General features: G+C 57.3%; 20 protein-coding genes. 15 read left to right on the top strand and 5 right to left on the bottom strand.

Features of this window, described 5'->3' with window-relative positions; translation table 11 throughout:
- Window positions 1–80: 80 nt before the first annotated feature.
- Together OLX77_RS10875 and OLX77_RS10870 are read right to left on the bottom strand one after the other, a co-directional pair.
- Window positions 81–1,862, bottom strand: a complete 1,782-nt coding sequence (locus OLX77_RS10875; protein ID WP_307633622.1) for a chloride channel protein — start codon at window positions 1,860–1,862, stop codon at window positions 81–83.
- Entirely contained in the window at window positions 1,859–3,028 is a 1,170-nt protein-coding gene (locus OLX77_RS10870) for a deoxyguanosinetriphosphate triphosphohydrolase family protein (RefSeq protein WP_307634076.1), read from the bottom strand. Before OLX77_RS10870 ends, OLX77_RS10875 begins: the two co-directional genes overlap by 4 nt.
- Window positions 3,029–3,309: 281 nt before the next feature.
- Between OLX77_RS10870 and OLX77_RS10865 the strand changes: the two genes are divergently transcribed.
- The 8 genes from OLX77_RS10865 to OLX77_RS10830 all read left to right on the top strand — a co-directional run bounded on the left by OLX77_RS10865 (window position 3,310) and on the right by OLX77_RS10830 (window position 12,171).
- Window positions 3,310–4,281 carry a histone deacetylase family protein gene (locus OLX77_RS10865; protein WP_307633621.1) on the top strand — a complete coding sequence of 324 codons (972 nt, stop codon included), beginning with the start codon at window positions 3,310–3,312 and terminating at the stop codon, window positions 4,279–4,281.
- A gap of 2 nt (window positions 4,282–4,283) precedes the next feature.
- Complete coding sequence (locus OLX77_RS10860; RefSeq protein ID WP_307633620.1) at window positions 4,284–4,949, top strand: CBS domain-containing protein; 666 nt, start codon at window positions 4,284–4,286, stop codon at window positions 4,947–4,949.
- A gap of 29 nt (window positions 4,950–4,978) precedes the next feature.
- Window positions 4,979–7,084, top strand: coding sequence for an acetate--CoA ligase family protein (locus OLX77_RS10855; RefSeq protein ID WP_307633619.1), 2,106 nt, complete (start codon window positions 4,979–4,981; stop codon window positions 7,082–7,084).
- The gene (locus tag OLX77_RS10850) at window positions 7,081–8,952 is read left to right on the top strand and encodes a bifunctional acetyl-CoA hydrolase/transferase family protein/GNAT family N-acetyltransferase (protein ID WP_307633618.1); all 1,872 of its coding nucleotides are present in this window, start codon (window positions 7,081–7,083) and stop codon (window positions 8,950–8,952) included. The genes OLX77_RS10855 and OLX77_RS10850 overlap by 4 nt, the downstream gene beginning before the upstream one ends.
- A gap of 50 nt (window positions 8,953–9,002) precedes the next feature.
- Window positions 9,003–9,800 carry a response regulator gene (locus OLX77_RS10845; protein ID WP_307633617.1) on the top strand — a complete coding sequence of 266 codons (798 nt, stop codon included), beginning with the start codon at window positions 9,003–9,005 and terminating at the stop codon, window positions 9,798–9,800.
- 7 nt (window positions 9,801–9,807) lie between these two features.
- Window positions 9,808–10,233 (top strand): response regulator, encoded by a 426-nt coding sequence (locus OLX77_RS10840; RefSeq protein ID WP_307633616.1) that lies wholly within the window; start codon window positions 9,808–9,810, stop codon window positions 10,231–10,233.
- Window positions 10,234–10,347: 114 nt separating this feature from the next.
- Complete coding sequence (locus OLX77_RS10835; protein WP_307633615.1) at window positions 10,348–10,722, top strand: response regulator; 375 nt, start codon at window positions 10,348–10,350, stop codon at window positions 10,720–10,722.
- Between the two features lie 165 nt (window positions 10,723–10,887).
- On the top strand, window positions 10,888–12,171 hold the full coding sequence (locus tag OLX77_RS10830) for a class II fructose-bisphosphate aldolase (RefSeq protein WP_307633614.1): 1,284 nt from the start codon (window positions 10,888–10,890) through the stop codon (window positions 12,169–12,171).
- Window positions 12,172–12,280: 109 nt separating this feature from the next.
- Here the strand turns inward: OLX77_RS10830 and OLX77_RS10825 are convergent, their stop codons facing one another.
- Window positions 12,281–12,754 carry a hypothetical protein gene (locus OLX77_RS10825; protein ID WP_307633613.1) on the bottom strand — a complete coding sequence of 158 codons (474 nt, stop codon included), beginning with the start codon at window positions 12,752–12,754 and terminating at the stop codon, window positions 12,281–12,283.
- A gap of 41 nt (window positions 12,755–12,795) precedes the next feature.
- Window positions 12,796–13,113: a P-II family nitrogen regulator gene (locus OLX77_RS10820; RefSeq protein WP_307633612.1), complete on the bottom strand. Its 318-nt coding sequence runs from the start codon at window positions 13,111–13,113 to the stop codon at window positions 12,796–12,798.
- Between the two features lie 208 nt (window positions 13,114–13,321).
- Here OLX77_RS10820 and OLX77_RS10815 point away from each other — a divergent pair, with 208 nt between their 5' ends.
- Complete coding sequence (locus OLX77_RS10815; protein ID WP_307633611.1) at window positions 13,322–14,218, top strand: AEC family transporter; 897 nt, start codon at window positions 13,322–13,324, stop codon at window positions 14,216–14,218.
- Here the strand turns inward: OLX77_RS10815 and OLX77_RS10810 are convergent.
- Entirely contained in the window at window positions 14,114–16,012 is a 1,899-nt protein-coding gene (locus OLX77_RS10810) for a YgiQ family radical SAM protein (RefSeq protein WP_307633610.1), read from the bottom strand. The two genes, OLX77_RS10815 and OLX77_RS10810, sit on opposite strands and share 105 nt — an antisense overlap.
- Window positions 16,013–16,162: 150 nt before the next feature.
- Here OLX77_RS10810 and OLX77_RS10805 point away from each other — a divergent pair, with 150 nt between their 5' ends.
- The 6 genes from OLX77_RS10805 to OLX77_RS10780 all read left to right on the top strand — a co-directional run bounded on the left by OLX77_RS10805 (window position 16,163) and on the right by OLX77_RS10780 (window position 20,685).
- Window positions 16,163–16,666, top strand: coding sequence for a Crp/Fnr family transcriptional regulator (locus OLX77_RS10805; protein ID WP_307633609.1), 504 nt, complete (start codon window positions 16,163–16,165; stop codon window positions 16,664–16,666).
- 155 nt (window positions 16,667–16,821) lie between these two features.
- Window positions 16,822–17,844 carry a helix-turn-helix transcriptional regulator gene (locus OLX77_RS10800; protein WP_307633608.1) on the top strand — a complete coding sequence of 341 codons (1,023 nt, stop codon included), beginning with the start codon at window positions 16,822–16,824 and terminating at the stop codon, window positions 17,842–17,844.
- 23 nt (window positions 17,845–17,867) lie between these two features.
- Complete coding sequence (locus OLX77_RS10795; protein WP_307633607.1) at window positions 17,868–18,284, top strand: hypothetical protein; 417 nt, start codon at window positions 17,868–17,870, stop codon at window positions 18,282–18,284.
- A gap of 86 nt (window positions 18,285–18,370) precedes the next feature.
- Complete coding sequence (locus OLX77_RS10790; RefSeq protein WP_307633606.1) at window positions 18,371–18,856, top strand: QcrA and Rieske domain-containing protein; 486 nt, start codon at window positions 18,371–18,373, stop codon at window positions 18,854–18,856.
- 135 nt (window positions 18,857–18,991) lie between these two features.
- Window positions 18,992–20,071 (top strand): 3-isopropylmalate dehydrogenase, encoded by a 1,080-nt coding sequence (leuB, locus tag OLX77_RS10785; RefSeq protein ID WP_307633605.1) that lies wholly within the window; start codon window positions 18,992–18,994, stop codon window positions 20,069–20,071.
- Window positions 20,072–20,151: 80 nt separating this feature from the next.
- Window positions 20,152–20,685 carry a peptidylprolyl isomerase gene (locus OLX77_RS10780; RefSeq protein ID WP_307633604.1) on the top strand — a complete coding sequence of 178 codons (534 nt, stop codon included), beginning with the start codon at window positions 20,152–20,154 and terminating at the stop codon, window positions 20,683–20,685.
- Window positions 20,686–20,751: the final 66 nt, after the last annotated feature.

Genomic DNA, 20,751 nt, shown 5'->3' with positions numbered 1-20,751 from the left:
ATAAAAACGAGAACGGCTTTCTTTTCTTATATACCAACCGGATGTAAAAATCAAAAACGCTGACTGCGTTTTTCAGGTCTTCACTGTCTGGGGGAAACAGAAAAAACCTGAGCGCTCCGCTCACTGATTCCCCGCCGGATAACCTCCTTATTATAGGCGGCAAGCGCGTCACGGCGCTTAAGCATCCCCACCACCCAGCGGTTGTCCGTGTCCTCCACCACCGGAATCTCTTCCAGCCCCTTTGCATCAAAAAGGCTCATGGCGGTATGCAGGTTGTCTTCGGGCGTAAGGACAACTACCTTGCGGGTGCAGATATTCCCCACCCGGGCGGAAAGCCGCAGCTCTTCGTCGTGGAGAATACTTTTCACGTCCTGCAGCGAGACAACCCCAATCATCCTGCCGCTTTCATCGATTACCGGAAAATAAAAACTGTCCCGGGTCATGCTGAAGATGGTCAACAACTGGTCCACGTTGGCCTGCTCGCTGATAAAATCCACATCCTCGCTGACCACCCTGCCGACCTTGATGGACTTCATCACCGAAATTTCTCTTCCCTCATGGAGATCAATGCCATCCCGGCTGAAATCCACGGTATCAATGGAATCAGGATTCAAACGGGCGGCCACCACCGTCCCGATAATACTGGAAAGCATGATGGGGATAATAATGAGATAATTGCCCGTCATTTCAAAGAGAAGAAAGATGGCGGTGAGCGGCGCATGGGTGGCGGCGGCTAGAAAAGCGCCGATGCCCACCGCGGCATAGGCCCCGGAATTGGCGGTATACTGGGGCAAGAGATAATGGGCGATGGCACCGAATGAGCCGCCGGTAACCCCGCCGATAAAAAGGGCCGGGGCAAAAACACCGCCCGCGCCGCCGGAACCCAAGGTAAGCGCGGTTGCCGCGATCTTAAGAAAAATCAGCAACCCCATCACCCAGAGCACCCCCTGCCCACTCAACACCACTTCCAGGTAATGATAGCCGTCTCCCATGACCTGCGGAAAGCCAATGGCCAACAAGCCGACGGCAAGGGCACCGAGCAGGGGCTTGAGCTGGGGATGCAGGCCGAGCGCGGCAAAACGGTCACGGATCGTATAAAATACATTGATATGCAAAACCGCCACCAACCCCATGACCACGCCCATCAGCGAATAAAGCGGGATTTCGACAAAGGAATTGACAATCTCGTAGGCAGGGATGGGGAAGGCCGGGGAACCGCCATAGTAGCCGCGGGAAACAACGGTCGCCATGGCCGAAGAGATTACCAGGGCGGCGAAGGAACCAATTTCGTAAGTGCCCAACAGGACGATCTCGGCGGCGAAAAAGACCCCGGCAATGGGGGCGTTGAACATGGCCGCCACCCCGCCGGCGCACCCGGCGGCGATAAAAACCTTCATCCGACTGCCGGAAACCCGAAAGAACTGCCCGACCTGCGAGCCCACCGCCCCGCCCACCTGGGCAATGGGCCCCTCGACCCCGGCCGAGCCGCCGGTGCCAATGGTCAGAGCGCAGGAAAGAATCTTGATAACGATGGTCCGAAACCGGACAATACCGCCTTCGAGATTGACCTGGCGCAAAAATTTAGGGAACCCGTAGCCGTTCACCTCCCCGGGAAACAACAGGGAAAGAGGGATGAGCAACACCATGCCGCAGACGGGGATCAACGGCAAGAGCAGCAGGTACAGCCCCCCATTTGCCAGCCCGAGAAGTGCTGAGCCGCCAACAAAGATATGCTCATGAACCAGGGCAACAGTGGTGCGAAACAAAATATTTACCGCCCCGGCCGCCAAGCCGATACAGGCGGCGATGGCGGTCACCCGGAAATTCTCACCCGGCAATATTCTTCTGATCTTTGTTTTCATATTTTCCCCGGAGTCTCACAACCCAACACCCTTGCCTGACGCAAGAAATACGCATCGGTCATCCCGGCGATAAAATCGCGCGCCATCTCCGCAGGCTGTCGTCCGGCAAAATACTCCTGACCCTGCTCCTGCAAAAAAATTGCATACATTTCCGCCTGACGCTCCTGTTTGGCAAACTGCTCAAGGCAGGAAGCGAAGAGCACTCGGTAACAATCGGTAATCTTGCCAAGCCCCTGCTTGATGGCCGGGTTCAGATAGATCCGCTCGTAGTTGAACCCCTTCAGCTCCTTCAGCCCGGCGGCAACCTCCTCGCTGAAGGCGATGGCCCCATCCTGCAGACCATTGGCGATCAAATCGGTCACCAAGCGGTAGACCATGCTGCCGTTGGTCCGGCCAAAGATCTCCTGGCAACGAGCGGGGATATCATTACGGCTGACAAGAGCAAGCTCGATGGCATCTTCAATGTCCCGGCCGATATAGGCGATGGTGTCGGCAAAACGGACAACACATCCCTCCATGGTCATGGGGATCAGCTCCAGGCGGCGATCAAGCCCTTTGGCTGCAGCCTCCCGGTCAAAGTCGGCAAAGCTCTTGCCGCGCACGGGGGCAAGGCGTCGATTGTGGATCTCCCCATCATGGCACATAATGCCGTCCAGGGTTTGCAGGGTCAGATTCCAGCCCCTCCCCTGCCGTTCGATGCGTTCTAAAAACTGGACACTTTGCAGATTATGCTGAAAGGAGGGCAATCCGTGTTCACGACAGAGGGCGTCGAGAACCTTCTCCCCATCATGGCCAAAGGGCGGATGCCCGATATCATGGCCCAGGGCGATGGCCTCGATGAGATCCTCATTGAGGCGCAGATAGCGGCCGATGGTCCGGGCGATCTTTGCCACCAGCTGCACATGCAGAACCCGGTGGGTGATATGGTCGTTTTTCACCATATAAAACACCTGGGTTTTATCGATGTAGCGCGTATAGGCCCGCGAGTGCAGAACCCGGTCGCCATCAACGGCAAAGGACTGCCGGTGATCCTCTTCCTGCCCTTCCTCAGGCCGCCGCCTGATTCCCTCGCTGCTTAAACTGGCAAACGGCGACAACCGTTCGGCCTCAAGAGCGTTCAGCTGTTTTTTCAAGGCAAGCAAATGGGGGGTGGTCATGTGACGCATATTTTTCAAGGTCCGTTTCTCTCGTGGGCAAGGCAAAAACAAACTATATCCCAACAAACCCATCCGCACAATGCCTTGTCGTCTTATGGTCCCTTACCGAATATGCATCCCGGCGAGTAAGGCTATTCAAGGCATTGCCTGAGCCCCGGCATCCACAACAATCATGCTGCCGATTTCACTGTATCATTTTCCCCGTGCGATTTTCAGATAATTAGGTAACAATACCTAGAAAGAAGCCGATAAAAACCGTGCACTCTTCTTTTCCGACAAGGATACCACCGGTGCCTCTCCCACGCCCGCTAGCCATTATCAGCCATCCCCACTATCTTGCCCACGATACCGGCGGCGGCGAGCATCCGGAAACACCGAGCCGGATCAGCTCCTTGCTGGCGAAACTTAAGGCCTCGCCGTTTAGAGAGCAGCTCACTTTTTTTGAACCCCGCAGGGCGGAACGGCACTGGCTAACAACCTTTCATGACGAGCATTACCTCTTCCGTCTCGAAGAGAGCGCCCTTTCCGGGAAAACCTATCTTGACCATCCGGATAACCAGCTCTGCTTTGATTCCTACGAGGCAGCCCTGCTTTCGGCTGGGGCGGGACTTACCGGTATCGACCTGTTGGAAGACAAGGAAAATCTGGTTTTCTGCGCGGTCCGGCCGCCTGGGCATCACGCCGAAGCCAACCTGGCCCTGGGTTTTTGCTTCCTGAACAACTGCGTGCTGGCCGCCCGCTACTGGCAGCAGCAGTATGGCCGCAAAAGAATTCTCATCCTCGACTTCGACGCCCATCACGGCAACGGCATCCAAAGCGGTTTTGAGGAAGACCCGGAGGTGTTCTACCTCAGCCTGCACGAGCATCCCACCTTCAGTTTTCCCGGCAGCGGCTATGCGGAAGAAACCGGCACAGGCCCAGGGAGAGGAGCCACCCTGAATATCCCCTTGCCACCCGGGGCCGATGATCAAATGGTGCTCAATGCCATTACCCGAAGGATTGAACCAGCCCTGGCCGCCTTTGGGCCGGAACGGATCATTGTCGCGGCGGGCTTTGACGGCCACCGCGCTGACGACATGTCCGGCCTTGCCTATTCAACCGCACTCTACGGCAAGCTTGGCGAATACCTCGCTGACTGGGCGCAGCGATACTGCCAGGGCAAGCTGTTGTCCATTCTCGAAGGCGGCTACCACCTGGAAAGTCTGGGCGAGAGTGCGGCCAGCTATCTCAACGCCTTAAGCAACCACAGTACAGAGGAATAACCATGTTCATTACCCAATACATGACGAGAAACCCGGTGACCATTTCGCCGGAGACCACCCTCACCGAGGTGCGGGAAATTCTTAAAAACGGCAAGTTCCGCCACCTGCCGGTGGTGGACAAAGAAAACCATTTGGTCGGTGTCGTCACCGATCGGGATCTGCGCTCGGCCTCCCCTTCCTCGGTGCTTTCCGAAGAGCGGATCAAGGCCTGTCTTTCGGAGCTCGACCCGACCCCGGTCAGCGCCATCATGAGCCGCACTTTTTTCACCTTAAACCCCGTATCCACCCTGGATGACGCCCTGATCCTCCTCGACCGGGAGAAAATCGGAGCCCTGCCCGTGGTGGATCAGGAGCAGCGGGTCATCGGCATGTTTTCCATGCGCGATCTCATGGGTGCCTACCGTCGCCTTTTCGGCCTCGGCGAACGGGGCAGCGCCATGATTGTGGTGGAGCATGACGGGAAGCGCAAACCGCTTTCCCGCATCGCCAAGGTGCTCGAAGAGCACAGCATTCGCTTCACTCGCCTCATTCGCACCGAGGCGGAGGACGAGGTGCCGGAACGCATCTATCTGCGGGTCAACACCTACAATGTCAGCGCCGTACACCATGCCCTTGCCGAGGCGGGTTTTTCCGTGGTCCTGCCGAAATTCCCAGATTTTATTGGCTAGCACACCACAATTTCCTATAGGATGACATTATGCTCCAGCCGCTTTTTTACCCGGAATCCATCGCTGTTCTCGGCGCTTCCCGCACCCCGGGCAAGGTCGGCCACGATATTATCGCCAACCTGCTGGCCAGCGGCTACGGAGGGAGGATTATCCCGGTAAATCCGGCGGCATCGGAGGTGCTGGGGTTGCCCTGTTTGCGCGAGATCAAACAAGCCGAGCAAAAGACAGATCTGTGCATCATCGCGCTTCCCAGTGCTTTAGTGCTGGAGGCGGTGCGTGCTTGCCTCGATGCCCAAGCCGGGGCAATCACCGTTATCAGCTCCGGGTTTAAGGAAACAGGGGTGGAGGGGGCTGAACTCGAACACCGGATCGCCGAACTCTGCCAAAGCCACAAGGTACCTCTTCTTGGCCCCAACTGCCTGGGGCTGATCAATACCGAAAACCGGATGAATGCCTCCTTTGCCAGCCGCATGCCGCAACCGGGTTGCATCTCGGTCATCTCCCAGTCCGGCGCCATTTGTACCGCCCTGCTTGATCTGGCCGCTGCACGCCACACCGGGATCGCCAAGATGGTGAGCATCGGCAACAAGGCGGATCTCAACGAGGGCGATCTCCTCATCGCCCTGGCTGGTGACGCACAGACCAAGGTGATTATCGCCTATCTGGAAGACATCACCTGCGGGGACGAGTTTGTCAAAGCGGCAACCGAGGCCTCCAGCAAAAAGCCGGTGATCATCCTGAAATCCGGCACCACCGTGGCCGGGCAAAAAGCCGCCTCCTCCCACACCGGGGTTCTGGCCGGGGCGGAAATCGCTTACGGCGCGGCCTTCATGCGCTCGGGCGTCATCCGGGCCGACAACTTCGAGGCCCTGGCCGACTATGGAGCCCTCTTTGCCATGCAGCCCCTGCCCAAAGGCAAACGGGTGCTGATCATCACCAATGCGGGCGGCCCAGGCACCATGGCCGCCGATGCCGTGGAAAAATCCGGGATGACCGTGGCAACCCTGGACCGCAACACGGCCTCGGCCCTGCGCCAAAAACTGCCCCTTGCGGCCAGCATCGGCAACCCCATCGACGTGCTGGGCGATGCCGAACCGGACCGCTATGTTGCCGCCCTGGAAGCTGCCCAAGAAGACGAGGCGGTGGATGCCGTTATCGTTATTCTCACCCCCCAGGCCATGACCAAACCAGCGGAAACAGCCCGGGCCATTGCCGGTTGTCATAAAGGCGACAAGCCGGTGGTGGTCGCCTTTATGGGCGGGGCCGATGTCATGCCAGGCCGCGAGGAACTGGTCGCCGCAGGCTTGCCCGATTATCCCTCCCCGGAACGGGCCGTGGCCGCGCTCAAGGCCATGGTGGAATATGCCGCCTGGCGCAAACGGCCGCCCCGGATGGTGGCCCGTTTCCCTGTAAACCGGAGACGGGTGGAACGCATCATCACCCGCCGACAGCGGACCAACCGCTTGCAGATCGGCGAGGTCAAGGCGAAAAGCATCCTCCAGGCCTACGGTTTCCAGATTCCCCAGGGATATTTGGCCAGCAATGTCGGCGAGGCCATGGAAATAGCCGAACGCATCGGCTATCCGGTGGCCATGAAGATCGTCTCCCCAGACATCATCCACAAATCCGATCTGGGCGGAGTCCGGCTCAATGTGACCAGTTCCGAGGCAGTGGCAGACGCCTACGATCTCATGATGCTCCGCATCAGCCAACGTGCGCCGGAAGCCTGGATTGAGGGAATCTACGTGGAAAAGATGCTGAGCCGCGGCCTTGAGGTGATCATCGGCATGAGCCGCGATCCGCAGTTTGGCCCCATGCTCATGTTCGGCCTGGGCGGCATCTTTGTCGAGGTGATGAAGGATGTCACCTTCTACCTGGCGCCGATCACCAATGAGGAAGCGATCCAGATGCTGATGAGTACCCGCTCCTACGAAATCCTTAAAGGGAAACGCGGCCACAAGGGCGTTGACCTTGCGGGCATTGCCAACGGCCTCCAGCGGATCAGCCAGTTGACCACCGATTTTCCGCAGATTGCCGAACTGGACATCAACCCGTTCATTGTCGGCGAATCAGGGACCGAGCCGGTGGTGGCGGACGCGAGAATGACCCTGCAGGCTCCGGGGGTGACGCGATGAGCAGTCCAAATACTTACGATCCTGACTGGCAGAAGAAATACAGCGACATGATCGCCACCCCATACCAGGCGGCGGCAAAAATCAAACCGGGCCAGCGGGTCTTTATCGGCACCGCCTGCGCCGAACCGGTTTTGCTGGTCAAAGCCCTGACCGAGCGGTCCGCCGAACTGGCCGACGTGGAGATCATCCAGCTGCTCACCAAGGGGGACGCACCGTATGCCAGCTTGAGCCTGGCCGACTGCTTCACGGTAAACAGTTTTTTTATCGGCGCCAATATCCGGGAGCATATCCAGCAAGGGCTCGGCAACTATACGCCCACCCTGCTCTCCGACATTCCCAAGTTGTTCAATTCCGGCCAGCTCCCCATCGACGTGGCCCTCATCCAGGTAACACCGCCGGACGAACGCGGCAAGGTGAGCTTGGGCGTTTCGGTGGACATCATCAAAAGCGCGGCGGAAAACGCCTCGCTGGTTATCGCCCAGGTAAACCCGATGATGCCCAAAACCCTTGGCGACAGCTTTCTTGACATCTACGATCTCGACCTTCTGGTGCCGGCGGCAACCCCCATCATCGAACGGGAATCCACGCCGGTCTCCGAGGATACCCGCCGCATCGGCGAGCACATCGCCGCCCTGATCGAAGACGGGTCAACGATCGAATTCGGCATCGGCCGCATCCCCCACGCCCTGGTGGAATTCCTGCACAACAAAAAAGACCTTGGCATCCATACGGAGATGCTCACCGACTCCATCATCGACCTGGTGGAATCCGGCGCAGTGACCGGCAACCGAAAGTCCACCGACAAGGGACGGATCGTGGCCAGCTTCTGCATGGGCACCCAGCGACTTTACGACTACATCGACAACAATCCCCTCTTCTGCTTCCGGCCCACGGAGTATGTCAACGATATCCACATCATCGGCAGACAGCACAAGATGGTCTCCATCAACATGGCCCTTGAAATCGACCTCACCGGCCAGGTCTGCGCCGACTCCCTGGGCTCCCTTTTTTATTCCGGCATCGGCGGCCAGGTGGATTTCAACCGGGGCGCGGCCCGCTCCATCGGGGGCAAAGCCATTATCGCCATGGAATCAACGGCCAAGGAGAAAACCATCTCCCGCATCGTCACCCGGTTGACTCCGGGCGCCGGGGTGGTCACCACCAGGGGTGAGGTCCATTACGTGGCCACCGAGTACGGCATCGCCTACCTGCACGGCAAAAGTGTGCAGGAACGGGCCTTGGCCCTGATCAGCATCGCTCACCCAAGTTTTCGGGAACAGCTGTTCAAGGAAGCCATCGAGGCGCGCTATCTCCGCCAGGATCTCGGCGAGGTGGAGGGCCGCTTCATGATCGCCTCCAAAGAGATGAACACCACCATGCTGCTGGAAGACGGCACCCAGATCAATTTCCGGCCCGTTCATCTCACCGATGAACCCCGGATGCGGGACATCCTCTATGCCCTTTCCCAGGAAACCCTCTATTACCGGTTCATGACCCACAGCCAGCGCTTCGGCCACAAGCAGATCCAAAACTTCGTTTACATCGACCACCGCAAGGACGCGGCCATCGTCGGCACCCTACCGGAAGTGCACGGCGAGGAGATCATCGCTATCGGCCGCTACTACCTGGACGAAAAAACCAATCGGGCCGAGGTGGCCTTTATTGTCCGCGACGAATGGCAGAACAAGCAGATCGGCACCTTTCTTTTCCGACATCTGGTGACCATTGCCAAGAAAAACGGCATTGGCGGCTTTTCCGCCGAGGTGCTCCGGGAGAACAAACGGATGCAGGCCATCTTTCTCCATTGCGGCTTCACGGTTAAAAGCAGCCTGGAGGAAGACGTTTACAGCTTCCAGATTGATTTCTAATCGGCTATCATCTCCCCGGGGGGGGTAAAAATCTGGCTACGGAGGGAGAGATGGTTTCCCCAGTCACAAACGATGTTGCCCAAGAAAATATTCGAATCATGGTTGTGGAAGACGTGGATTTCAACCTGGACATCCTTGCCAGTATTCTGGCAGAGCGGGGCTGGCAGGTTGTTGGTGCCACCAGCGGGGAAGCAGCCCTTGCCATTCTGGCCCAGGACCTTGATTTTCAGGTCATCCTGATGGATATCGGCTTGCCCGGCATTGACGGCATTGAGGCAACGCGCAGGATCAAGGAAAACCCGGCGACCAGAGCAATTCCGGTTATCGCCCTTACGGCCGAGACCGCCAGCGAACGGGATCGATTTTTAGCCGCAGGCCTTGATGGATATGCGGAAAAAAACTTCGAGCCGGCACAGCTTTTTGCCGTAATTGAAAGGCTGTGCCCTGCCTGCGGCAATCAACAAGATCAGGGCCCAGCCTTGACGAGCCCGGCAGAGCATCTTGCCTTGGATTTCAAGGCACTGCTTGCCACTTACGGAGACAAGACGATCCTCGCCCGGATAGCCAAGGCCTTCTTTGCCGACACCGACAAAGAACTTCTCCTGCTTGGCAAGGCAATGGCCGAGAGCGACCAGACAACGATACTTGCCTGCTGCCACAGCCTTAAAGGGGCTTGCTCTCTCTTCACCGCACAAGAACTGGCCACGGCAGTGACAGAGCTTGACTCTTGCATCCGAGCAGGGAAAAGAAAAGAGGCCTTCACGGTCTGGGACAAGGTGGTTTCTGCCCAAGAGTCGTTGCGCGAACATGCGACAAGCCAACTCAACCTGACGCGACAAAACGCATAAACCGTTTATGGATCAAGACTATTCAAACATCCTGATTGTCGATAATGCGGAATTTATCCGAATGGTTGTCCGGTTGCGCCTGGAAGGCGCCGGAGTCCCACCCAAAAATATTTACGAGGCGGAAAACGGACAAGAAGCTTACGACCTTATGGACGAAAAAGGGATATGCAACATCCTCTGCGATTATGAAATGGCGGTGATGGATGGGATTCAACTTGCAACCAGACTGCTCATTACCGAACAGCGCCAAGGTCTACGCTTTGTTCTGTTCAGCGGCACCCCCCCGGCGAAGATCACCGCGGCTCTGGCCGACAGCAGGTTAAACATTCCGGTCATCCCCAAAACCCAACTCAGGGAAAACTGGCTGCAAACAGATTTTATCAGGATCTGGTTTCCAGAACTTGCCAGCAATCTGTTGTTGCAACAAAAATAAAGTGGTTCATTCCAAAACCTGCCGATATGTTCTATAATATTTGCACAGGATGAAATGCTTCCTATTTAAGCGGAGGCACCACAGTAAATCTTGATTTCCGGAGGAGGGTGATGGATGAAGATACTCATTGTCGATGATGAAATTACAGCCAGAACCATTCTCCGGAATCATCTGGAGCAGAGCATCCCGGGGTGTGAGCTCTTTGAGGCGGCAAATGGCACCGAGGCAATATTCCGTTACCTGAAATACAAGCCGGATGTCGTTCTCCTTGATCTTATAATGCCGGTGGTGGATGGAGAGACCTTTCTTGCCATCATTGAGGATGCCTTCCAGAAAGGGTTTCTCAAAAAAGCTCCAAAGGTCATCGTCATTACCAGCTTTGACGATCCGGGCAAACTGCTTGAGGTTTCAGGCAGGCCATCGGTGGAAACGGTTATCCCCAAGCCCATTACCCACGCCACCATCGAACGGCTCAAAACCCTGCTCTAAGACTGCCGGCTGCTACCTTTTCTTCTCAGGCAAGAGGCGAGATGGTGCACGATCTTCTTTCCCTGGGCCCTCTCTTGATTTTTTTGATGACGCTTTCCCTGGATCCACTATAATAGCGCCAGACACAACCCCAACCGATTCCCCGTACCCCAAGGAGGTTCCCTTATGTCTGTCTCCCAGGCAGATTTTAACCAGGCTCTCGCCGTAGGCCGACCGCCCAATATCACCAAGCTGTTCCCCAATTCTCGTGCCCTGATCGTCAGCGGCAAGGTGATCGACCGAGCCTTACGGAGTAAAGGCAAAGCGATGACCATCGCCGCCAACGGTCGCAACAACTTCATTATCCGCGGCGCATTGCTTGCCGCGCAACGGGCCAACGCCGCGATCATTATCGAGATCGCCCGCTCCGAGGGCGGGGCCAACGCCTATTGCCCGGTGAATTACTGGAACATGGCCATGCAGGTGGATCAGGCCATGAACGAATTGGGGATCACCGTGCCGGTGGCTATCCATGCCGATCATTACGGGATCAAAAAAGAAACGGATCTTGATTTTGCCAAGGTGGAAATCCCCACCATCTTCGAGGCGGGGATCACCTCCATCGCCATCGACGCCTCGCATCTGCCGGACGACAAAAATCTCCTGACCAATCTTGCCCTGGCCCAGCTGGTACCCACTTGGGCCGGGCTGGAAACGGAGATCGGCGAGATCAAGGGCTCCCAAGGGCTTTCCACTGCCGCGGAGGCGCTCTTCCTGATTCAGGGGTTGAATGCCCACAACATCTTCCCCGACTGGATCGCCTTAAACAACGGCACCACCCACGGCATTGAAGAAAGCGGCCAGGGGATTCAGGTGGGACTCACCGCCGAAATCCATGCCGGCTTGGCACCGTACCATATCTCCGGCGCCCAGCACGGCACCTCGGGCAACAGTTCGGAACGGCTGCGAGAGATCGCAGCAAAAACCACCACCACCAAGGCCAATGTTGCCACGGCTCTGCAGATGGTCTCCTGGGGATTGCAAGTGAACGATTACGGCAATGCCATCCTTGACGAGAACGGAAACTTCATCAAGGTAAAGGATGCCGGAGTCACCGAAAACATGTGGCAACAAATGGTCGCCCATGCCGAGGCAAACGGCTGGAAAAAAGGAAATTACAAAAGCCTGAACCTGCCCTTTGAACCAAAACTGATGGGCCAGCCCAAGGCGATCCGGGAACGGATGGCAAAACGGGTGGAAGATTTTGTCTACAATCTGCTGACCAACGTCTTCAACGCTCAGGACAGTGCGCCCCTGGCGATCCAGGCCATCCTGGAAAAAGGATCCTACGATATGGGAGCCAAGGTTGAGCGCATCGAGGATCCTGCCAACTGGACAGGAGAGAAGATCACCCGAAGGGCGGCCAGCCTCGGAAGCGACAAAGGCCCGGCAGGTGATTTCGACGATTGAACAATCAAAAGGAGGGGGGGAAAATTGCCGTCCCATTGATATCTGCCATTGCCCATACGTAACAAGCGCCGCTGGTCCCCATACCGGCGGTGTTTTTTTTGCAGTTCGGTTAGAGGATCAGACCACTGACCCAGATCACTGCCAGGCAGACAAAGGGAAGCACCGTATAGGAAAAGAGAACATCCTTCAACGGATAGTTGAAATCAAAGACCCGCAGACTGAAGGCCGCACCATAGAGCCAGGCGTAGAGGATAATCGCCAGGGTTCCGCCGCCCTCCAACCAGAGATTCGCTCCGAGATCAAACCAGAAAATCATGGCGCCCAGGGCCATGGCGCAGAGAAGAAGCTGGACCAGCTCATAAATCCCCTTGGCCACCACATAGAGGATGTTAAAAAACCCAATCCCGCCAAAAAGCAAAGAACCGCTACAGAGGCCGAGCACCCCGAGCAATCCCGAAGCCAAAAGCGCAACCCGGTTGCCGGCGAGATAACCAGCCACCCAGGCCAGCACCTCACCGGAGGTGAGCCCACCAAAATGGAAGGCCACTACCGCGCAGCCGGCTATGAGAAAATATCGGCCCATCTAAGCACGTACCATATGCGTTGATTCCGCCATCCAGGGGTTCATTTGCTCACAAAACCGATGGCCCGGTCAAGTTTATGAAGAAAGGCGAAGCCCTGCCCTTTTTGCTCAAGTCCGGCCGCCTTGACCACTGCATCAAACACCGCATCGGTCTGTTCATTCTTGGTAATGAGCAGAATGATCTCTTTTTCCGGCTTGATGAACATCCCGGCAAAACCAAGCTTTTCCCGGATGCCGGTACCCCGGCCATAATACACCGTCGCCCCTTGCGCACCGGCTTGCATAGCCGCCTGCACCACCCGGTCGGCTTCGCCGCGCTGGACGATACAGGTTATCAGGTTCGGATTCACATTTTCCATACATCTCCCCCTTCTCAACTGGAATGATGAAGCGGCACCCAAGATCGGAATTGACACCAACCAATTTCCAAAATATGTTTATCATCTAAGATTCGATTATCGAGTGCCCACAAGTCGATGTCAAGAAAACTTGGACTCGGCGCATAAATAACTTCCCCGGAAAAAAAGAACCTTTCCTTAATTTTCCCAAGAGACGCACGCCCGAGCCATGGAAAATTTCATCCTCACCATCTCCTTTCTCCTCATGGGCATGGGCTTGCGTCGACTGCCCAATTTCCCCAAAGAAACCCCGCAGGTCCTCAACCTGTTTGCCATAACCCTTTCCTTGCCGGCCCTCATCCTGCTCAAGGTACCCCAGCTGGCCTTTTCCACGGACATTCTGGTGCCGGTGCTCATGCCTTGGGCCATGCTCACGATTTCCGCCCTGATGATCCTGCTCCTGGCCAAGCGCTTCTCCTGGGAAAAAGAGGTGGTCGGCGTCCTCCTGCTCCTGATTCCCCTGGGCAATACTTCCTTTTTCGGCATCCCCATGGTGCAGGCATTTTTCGGAGACACGGGCATCCCCTACGCTGTCCTCTATGACCAGCTTGGCTCCTTTGTCGCCCTGGCCACCTATGGCACCATCGTCCTTGCCTTCTATGGCAGCGGGGGCAAACCGACGCCGACCTCGGTGCTCACCAGGGTTATCAGCTTTCCCCCCTTCATCGCCTTGCTTCTCGCCCTGGCCTGTCGGGGGATACTCTTTCCCCAGCCATTGCTAACCCTGCTCAATGCCCTGGCCACAACCCTTGTCCCGGTGGTCATGGTCGCCATTGGTTTTCAGCTTACCCTGCGCCTCACTCCCGACACGCTCAAGCCTCTGGGCATTGGGCTGGTTATCAAGCTGGCCGTTGCTCCGCTGCTTGCCCTGCTCTTATGCCGCATTCTTGGCCTCAACACCCTGGCCGCTCAGGTGGCCATCTTCGAAGCAGGGATGCCGCCCATGGTTTCCGCCGGGGCCTTAGCCATCATGGCCGGTCTTTCTCCGAAGCTTACCGCGGCCCTGATTGGCCTGGGAATTATTTTTTCCTTTCTTACCTTGCCGCTGCTCTACCAACTTCTCTGAGCGGCTGCGGACCGCTCCTTTCCGCACCCCTCCCGCCCCTTGGCTCTTGCCTTTTCGCCCCGCCGCCTCAGCCCCTCCCGCCTGGGCGTCCAAGGCCAGACGCTGAGCACGCCGTTCGCCGTCCTTTTTGGCCACAAAAAGAGGGTTTCGATTCACGCTATCCAGTTCCGTAACATACATGGCAGTGGAGATCGTTCCCGGGGTGGGGGTAAAATCCTGAAACTGGCGGGGGGCGAGACCGAGGGCGGTGAGGCGCGAAGCCATCTTTTCCATATCGGCAACGGTGCAGCCAGGATGCGAGGCTATCAGATAGGGGGTGAAATGAAATTTCCGCCCTTCCTTTCCGCCAATCTCCCGGCAGAGGGCGAGAAATTCCTCAAGCACCGCCGCCCCGGGCTTATGCATGAGCTGCAACACCTTGTCCTCGGTGTGTTCCGGCGCAATCTTCATCACCCCGGGAGTATGGTGCAGCAGTAGTTTCCGCAAGAGCTGCGGCGTTTGAGTCAACAACTCCATGCGCAGACCGGAAGAAACGAAGAGATGTTTGATCCCACCACACCCTGAGACCGCCTCGAGCAGGGAAAGCATTGCCTGCTCGTCGATCTTCATAAATCGGCAGACTTTGGGATAGAGGCAATCATGGCGTTTGCACGGTTGGGGACTAGCGCAACTCGTCCCGTATAGGTTGGCGGTGGGGCCGCCAAGGTCGCTGATGGTGCCGGAAAAATCCTGCTGCCCGGCCAGCCGGTGCGCCTCCTCTACTACGGAATCTCGGCTCCGGCTGATGATCTTAGGTCCTTGGTGCCTGGAGATGGCACAAAAAGAACAATTGCCGCAGCAGCCGCGGACGATGGTGATCGAATCCTTGATCATCCGACAGGCGGGGACATCGCCGGAGGCGGGGTGTGGCTTGCGGGAAAAAGGGAGACAGTACAGCCCATCGAGTTCTTCCGTGCTCAGAGGAGCGGCCGGTGGATGCTGCACTACCCAGGCTGCCTGCTGATACTGTAGCAAAATCTCCTTGCCGTACGACCTGGCCAGCCGGTCTACGGTGAGTTCCGCCTCAAGAAACAGGGGCAGGTCCGCGCGGATTTCCGCCCAGGATGGCAAAACCATGGACGTTGCAATACCACGCGCGGCCATCTCTTTTTCCGTCAGTCGTTCACAGGTCCCGGCGATTCCAGCCAACCCCTCGCCCCGAGTAAGCCGGGCCGCCGCTTCCAGCACCGCCCGCTCACCCATGCCATAGATCAAAAGATCCGCCTTGGCATCGGTCAGCACCGAGCCGCGGAGCCGCTGCTGCTGGTAATCATAATGCACAAACCGACGCAGGGATGCCTCGATCCCCCCCAGAATAACCGGAACATCCAGGTAGGCGGCCTGGGCGAGATTGCTGTAGAGGATGGTGGCGCGATCCGGCCGCCGCCGCATCTTTTTTTCCGCCTGAGCGCCGAAATAAGGATTGCCGCCGGGCGAATAGTCGTCACGGTCACGGACCTTGGCGTTGCCGCTGTAATTGGCGACAATGGAGTCCAGATTACCCGCGGTAATCCCGAAAAACAGGCGAGGGGCGCCAAACTGGCGAAAATCATCAGCAATATGATGGCGGGGTTGGGAAAGGATGGCCACCCGGTAACCGTTGGCCTCGAGCAGACGGCCGATCAGGGCCACGCCAAAGGAAGGATGATCGACATAGGCATCCCCGGTGACCAGCACCACATCAACGTATTTCCAGCCCCGTGCTGCCATCTCCGCGCGGGAGGCGGGCAAAAAATGTCCTGTTTTTTCATGCACCAAGGGTGTTTCTCCTCATTTCCCGGGAATAAAAGGCACCGGGCGTCCTTCTGTTTATAATCCACTTCCGTTATGGTATAAAGAAGACACTGCAGGGCAAAGGGATTTCATCTTCCTATTCAGCCAGAAACGTCAACCGGAGACTTCCCCATGCATGAATCGCCATACTTGGAAGGCCGCGGTTTTCTTGTAGACAAGCTGCTTCGCCTCCCTTTTCTCGGCTCGTTAAGCGAAAAATATATCAAACAGATCCTGCGCCTCAGCAAGATCCGCACCTTTGAGCACGGCGAAATCATCACCCCGGAAGGGGCTTATGACCCCTGGGTCTACATCCTTTTTTCCGGGGGGGTGCGGATTGTCAAAAAAGGCAAGGAGATCGCCAGAATCGAAGAGATCGGCGCTGCTTTCGGAGAGCTTGCCGCCATCGACGGCAAGGCCCGCTCCGCCTCCGTTGAAGCCATCGGCGCCACGGTCTGCCTGGCCATCGATGCCTCCTTCATGAACGAAGCCACCGAACCCTTGGAACAGGCGCTTTTTGTTTCCGTCCTCTACCGCCTCTTCGCCGAGGTGATCGCCCAACGGTTGCGCGATTCAAACGTGGAGCTGATCAGGCTGCGCTCCGAACTCGACCGCTTGCAGCGAAGCCAGAGGTAGCCCCCCCTGCCAAGAGTGGGCCACGGAGAGCATCTCCTTGTGGAGTTTCCGTGATATTTCCACCCAGCCGACAAGGACCTTTTGCTTCATGAGAGTATTTGGTAGTATGCCGCTTTATTCTTAATACCAGAAAATTAACCTGCAGGATACGTTGTATGGATTCAGCAAAGCCTCTGGCCGGCGGCATCCCCATGGTCAACATAGACGGCGCCAGAATTCGCCGGATCAGGGAAGAAAAAGGGCTGACCCAGCTCTATGTCGCCACGGTGGTTGGAGTCACCACCGATACTATTTCCCGATGGGAAAACCGCCGCTATCCCAACATCAAGAAAGAAAACGCCGTCAAACTGGCCGAGGCTCTGGAAATCCAGCTGGCGGAGATTATTGACCACGGGCAACCCGCAGCCCCGGCAGAGCCGCCGCCTCAGAGTTTTACCCCTGCCCCGCAGGAAGAAGCCCCTCTACACACCACCCCCCCGGAGCCCAAGCCTGCCCTTGAACCAGCGGCAGCAGCAGCCGAACCGCGCAAGCCCCGCTTTGCCCCGCGTCCAACCATCATCCTGCTTGGTGCCTTTGCCCTGCTCGCTCTTGGCGGGATCACCCTGTTCTGGTGGTACAGCGCAAACGATGGAGAAAACCAGGTTGAGGCCTTTAGAATCCTGCCCACGCACGCAACCCCCGGTCTTTCCTTTCCGGTGCTCATTGAGGTAACAACCACTGCATCACGTCCGTTTTCCCTGATCCTCAAAGAAACCCTACCCCCGGATTGCATTCCGACCCAGGGCAAACCCCAATTTGCCTCCCAGGAAAGCGCTCCCCCGGTTCTCAAGTGGATCGGCAAGATCTCCGGCGAGCGTGCGGTGTACAGCTATCTCGCCAAGCTCCGGCCCGAAACAAAGATGGAATCCGCCCATCAATTCACGGGTGGGGTTACGGTCCGCTCCGACGACAACCCAAGCATCCCCTTATCCGGCAATGACTCCCTGCAGGCAACCCCGTTCCATTGGGCAGACAGCAACAGCGATGGCCGCATCGACGATGAAGAGCTGCTTACCGTGTACGAAACCTACGGTGGCATTGACGGGCTGCAGTTCGGCAGAAAACTGATCGAGGAAATCTGGACGGCCAAGGGGTATCGCTGGAATCCGGAAACGCGCAGCTACGAGATTCTCCAGTAACCATCCACGAGGAGGAACACACAATGACGGTTAAAAAATTCCATTCCCGCGCGCCGGGCATACTCTTCCTGGCGCTGCTCCTGCTTCTTTCCTTGCCGTTCCCTCTGCGTGCCGGCAATGCTCTGGTCAATGGCCAATATCTGCGCGGTGCCGGCCAGGACATCCAGCTGCGGATCACCGTTGCCAGCCCTGCCCCCAGCACCCTGATTGTCATTCAAAACCTGCCGGTCGGCACGCTAATCGACTCCGCTTCGCCCGCTTTTAACCAGTACAATGCCGGCACCGGCGAGGTGAAATGGCTGCTGACCCGGATCAGCCCGGGCAGTTACACTTTGAGTCTGCGTCTGTCGCAGCCTGTATCGTCCGGGGGGATCAGCGGAGAGATCCGCTACAAGGACCCGGCCAGCGGCCGCCTGACCAATCTCCCGGTGAGGCCATAGATCGCTGCCTGGGCAAAGCCCTCACTACACAAAGAAAGCACTCCATTGCAAGGACGAAACAGCCAGCACCGGGAGTTCAAGACAAAATGGGGCATATACCGACGGACGATTTGTTGAACCGGAGGAGATTTCTCTCCGACTCCGGGAGACTGCTGGTTATGCTCTCCTCCTTCACCACCTTGGTCTGCGCCTGCACCGGGGAGAAAAAGGAGGAAAAGATTCTTGCCGATCTGGTGCTTGAAGAGAACAAACTTGTGCTTGATCTCAAAGATAACCGTTTCCGTGCCCTCAACACCATTGGCAACGGCCTGAAGCTTGAGATTACCCGAAACGAAAAGCCGCTTCTCGTCACCAGGGTTTCAAAGACACAGGTCGCAGCCTTTTCCTCGCTATGCTCCCATGCCGGATACGAAGTTATGGCCCCGGAACATGGGGTTCTGGTTTGCGCAAGCGGGCACGGCGGCTCCTTTGACTTGGAGGGAAGGGTGCTGACAGGCCCACCCCGGAGCAATCTGCACAGTTATCCGACCCAGCTAATCGACAACCGGGTGCTGATCTCCTTGTTTCTCTGAGCAATGCGGCAAGGGTTTCATGGGAACAACCACATTGATCTTGCGCATCTTTACCCGGATCAGGTATGGTGTTGCCCCGTACCTTCCCTCTCGAGGAAGTTGCCTTTACAACCAAAAACACCAAGGATACGCCAGATGAAAAAGATAGCAATATTGGCCGGTGACGGCATCGGCCCGGAAGTGATGCAGGAAGCGATCAAGGTTCTGGACGCGGTCCAGGAGAAATTCGGGTTCAGCCTCTCTTATGAGCATGCGGATGTGGGCGGCTGCGCCATCGACCACCACGGTGAGGCGTTGCCCGCTTCGACCCTCGCCCTGTGCGAGGCCAGCGATGCCATCCTCTTTGGTTCGGTGGGCGGCCCCAAGTGGGAATCGCTGCCTCCGGCCCAGCAGCCGGAACGCGCCGCCCTCTTGCCGCTTCGGAAACATTTTGAGCTCTTCTGCAACTTCCGCCCGGCCAAGATCTTCAAATCCCTGGCCGCATCCAGCCCCCTGCGGGCCGATATCGTGGGAGAGGGTTTTGATATCCTCTGTGTGCGCGAACTCACCGGCGACATCTATTTCGGCCAGCCCAAGGGCAGGGAAGGTTCCGGGGCCGACGAAAAGGCCTTCGACACCATGGTCTACCACCGCTGGGAGATCGAGCGCATCGCGCGCCGCGCCTTTGAGGCCGCCCGGTTACGCCGCAAAATCGTCACCTCGGTGGATAAGGCCAACGTTCTTACCACCATGGTGCTCTGGCGGGAGGTCGTCATCGAGATCGCCAAGGAATACCCCGATGTCAGCCTGAACCATATCTACGTGGACAATGCCACCATGCAGCTGGTCAAAAATCCCCACCAGTTCGACGTCATGCTCTGCGGCAACATGTTCGGCGACATCATCTCCGACGAATGCGCCATGATCACCGGCTCCATGGGGCTGTTGGCCTCGGCCAGCCTCAACGAAAAGGGCTTTGGCCTCTATGAGCCCGCAGGCGGCTCCGCCCCGGATATTGCCGGCAAGGGCATCGCCAACCCCATTGCCCAGATCCTCTCCGCGGCAATGATGCTGCGTTTCAGCCTGGATCAGACCGCTGCCGCGGACGCCATTGAAAAAGCGGTCGCCGCAGTACTCGACAAGGGCGTGCTGACCCCGGACATTGCCGTGGATCAGAGCAAGGCCATCGGTACGGCAGCCATGGGCGACGCCATTGTCAGAGAGTTACAGCAGTAAAACAGCGTAAACACCACTGGCCCGACATTCAGGGCCTCCACATTTTCCATGAATTTTGCCATTACCTAAAGAGGATCATCATGAGCGATTTGACCGCCACAATGACAACGAGCAAGGGCACCATCACCCTGAAGCTGTTCGCCGATAAAACCCCCGTAACCGTGGCAAACTTTGCCAATCTTGCCCGGCGCGGCTTTTACAACGGCCTCAAATTCCACCGGGTCATCCCTGATTTCATGGTGCAGGGCGGCTGCCCCAAGGGCACCGGCACCGCTGGCCCGGGTTATGATTTTGAAGACGAATTCGACGCAAGCCTCGGTCACACCAAGCCGGGCATTCTCTCCATGGCCAACGCCGGCCCGGGCACCAATGGCAGCCAGTTCTTCATCACCCATGTCGCCTGCCCCTGGCTGGACGGCAAACACACGGTTTTCGGTGAAGTCGCCAGCGACAAGGACCAGGAAGTAATCGACAGCATCAAACAGGGAGACACCATTACCACGGTAACCATCGAAGGGGATGTGGCCGACCTTTTTGAAAAGACCAAGGAGAAGCTCAAGGCCTGGAATCTCGCGATCAGCATGCGGTTTCCCCAACTTCCTCCGGCGGAATAAGCCAGAGTAGCGGGAATATTTTTCCCGACCAGAGGCATAAAAAAAGGCGGGGTTTCCCCCGCCTTT

This window comes from Thiovibrio frasassiensis (assembly GCF_029607905.1).
Taxonomy (GTDB): Bacteria; Desulfobacterota; Desulfobulbia; order Desulfobulbales; family Desulfurivibrionaceae; genus Thiovibrio; species Thiovibrio frasassiensis.
Note: the sequence above shows the minus strand (reverse complement) of the source record. Positions and strands in the feature narration are given on the sequence as shown.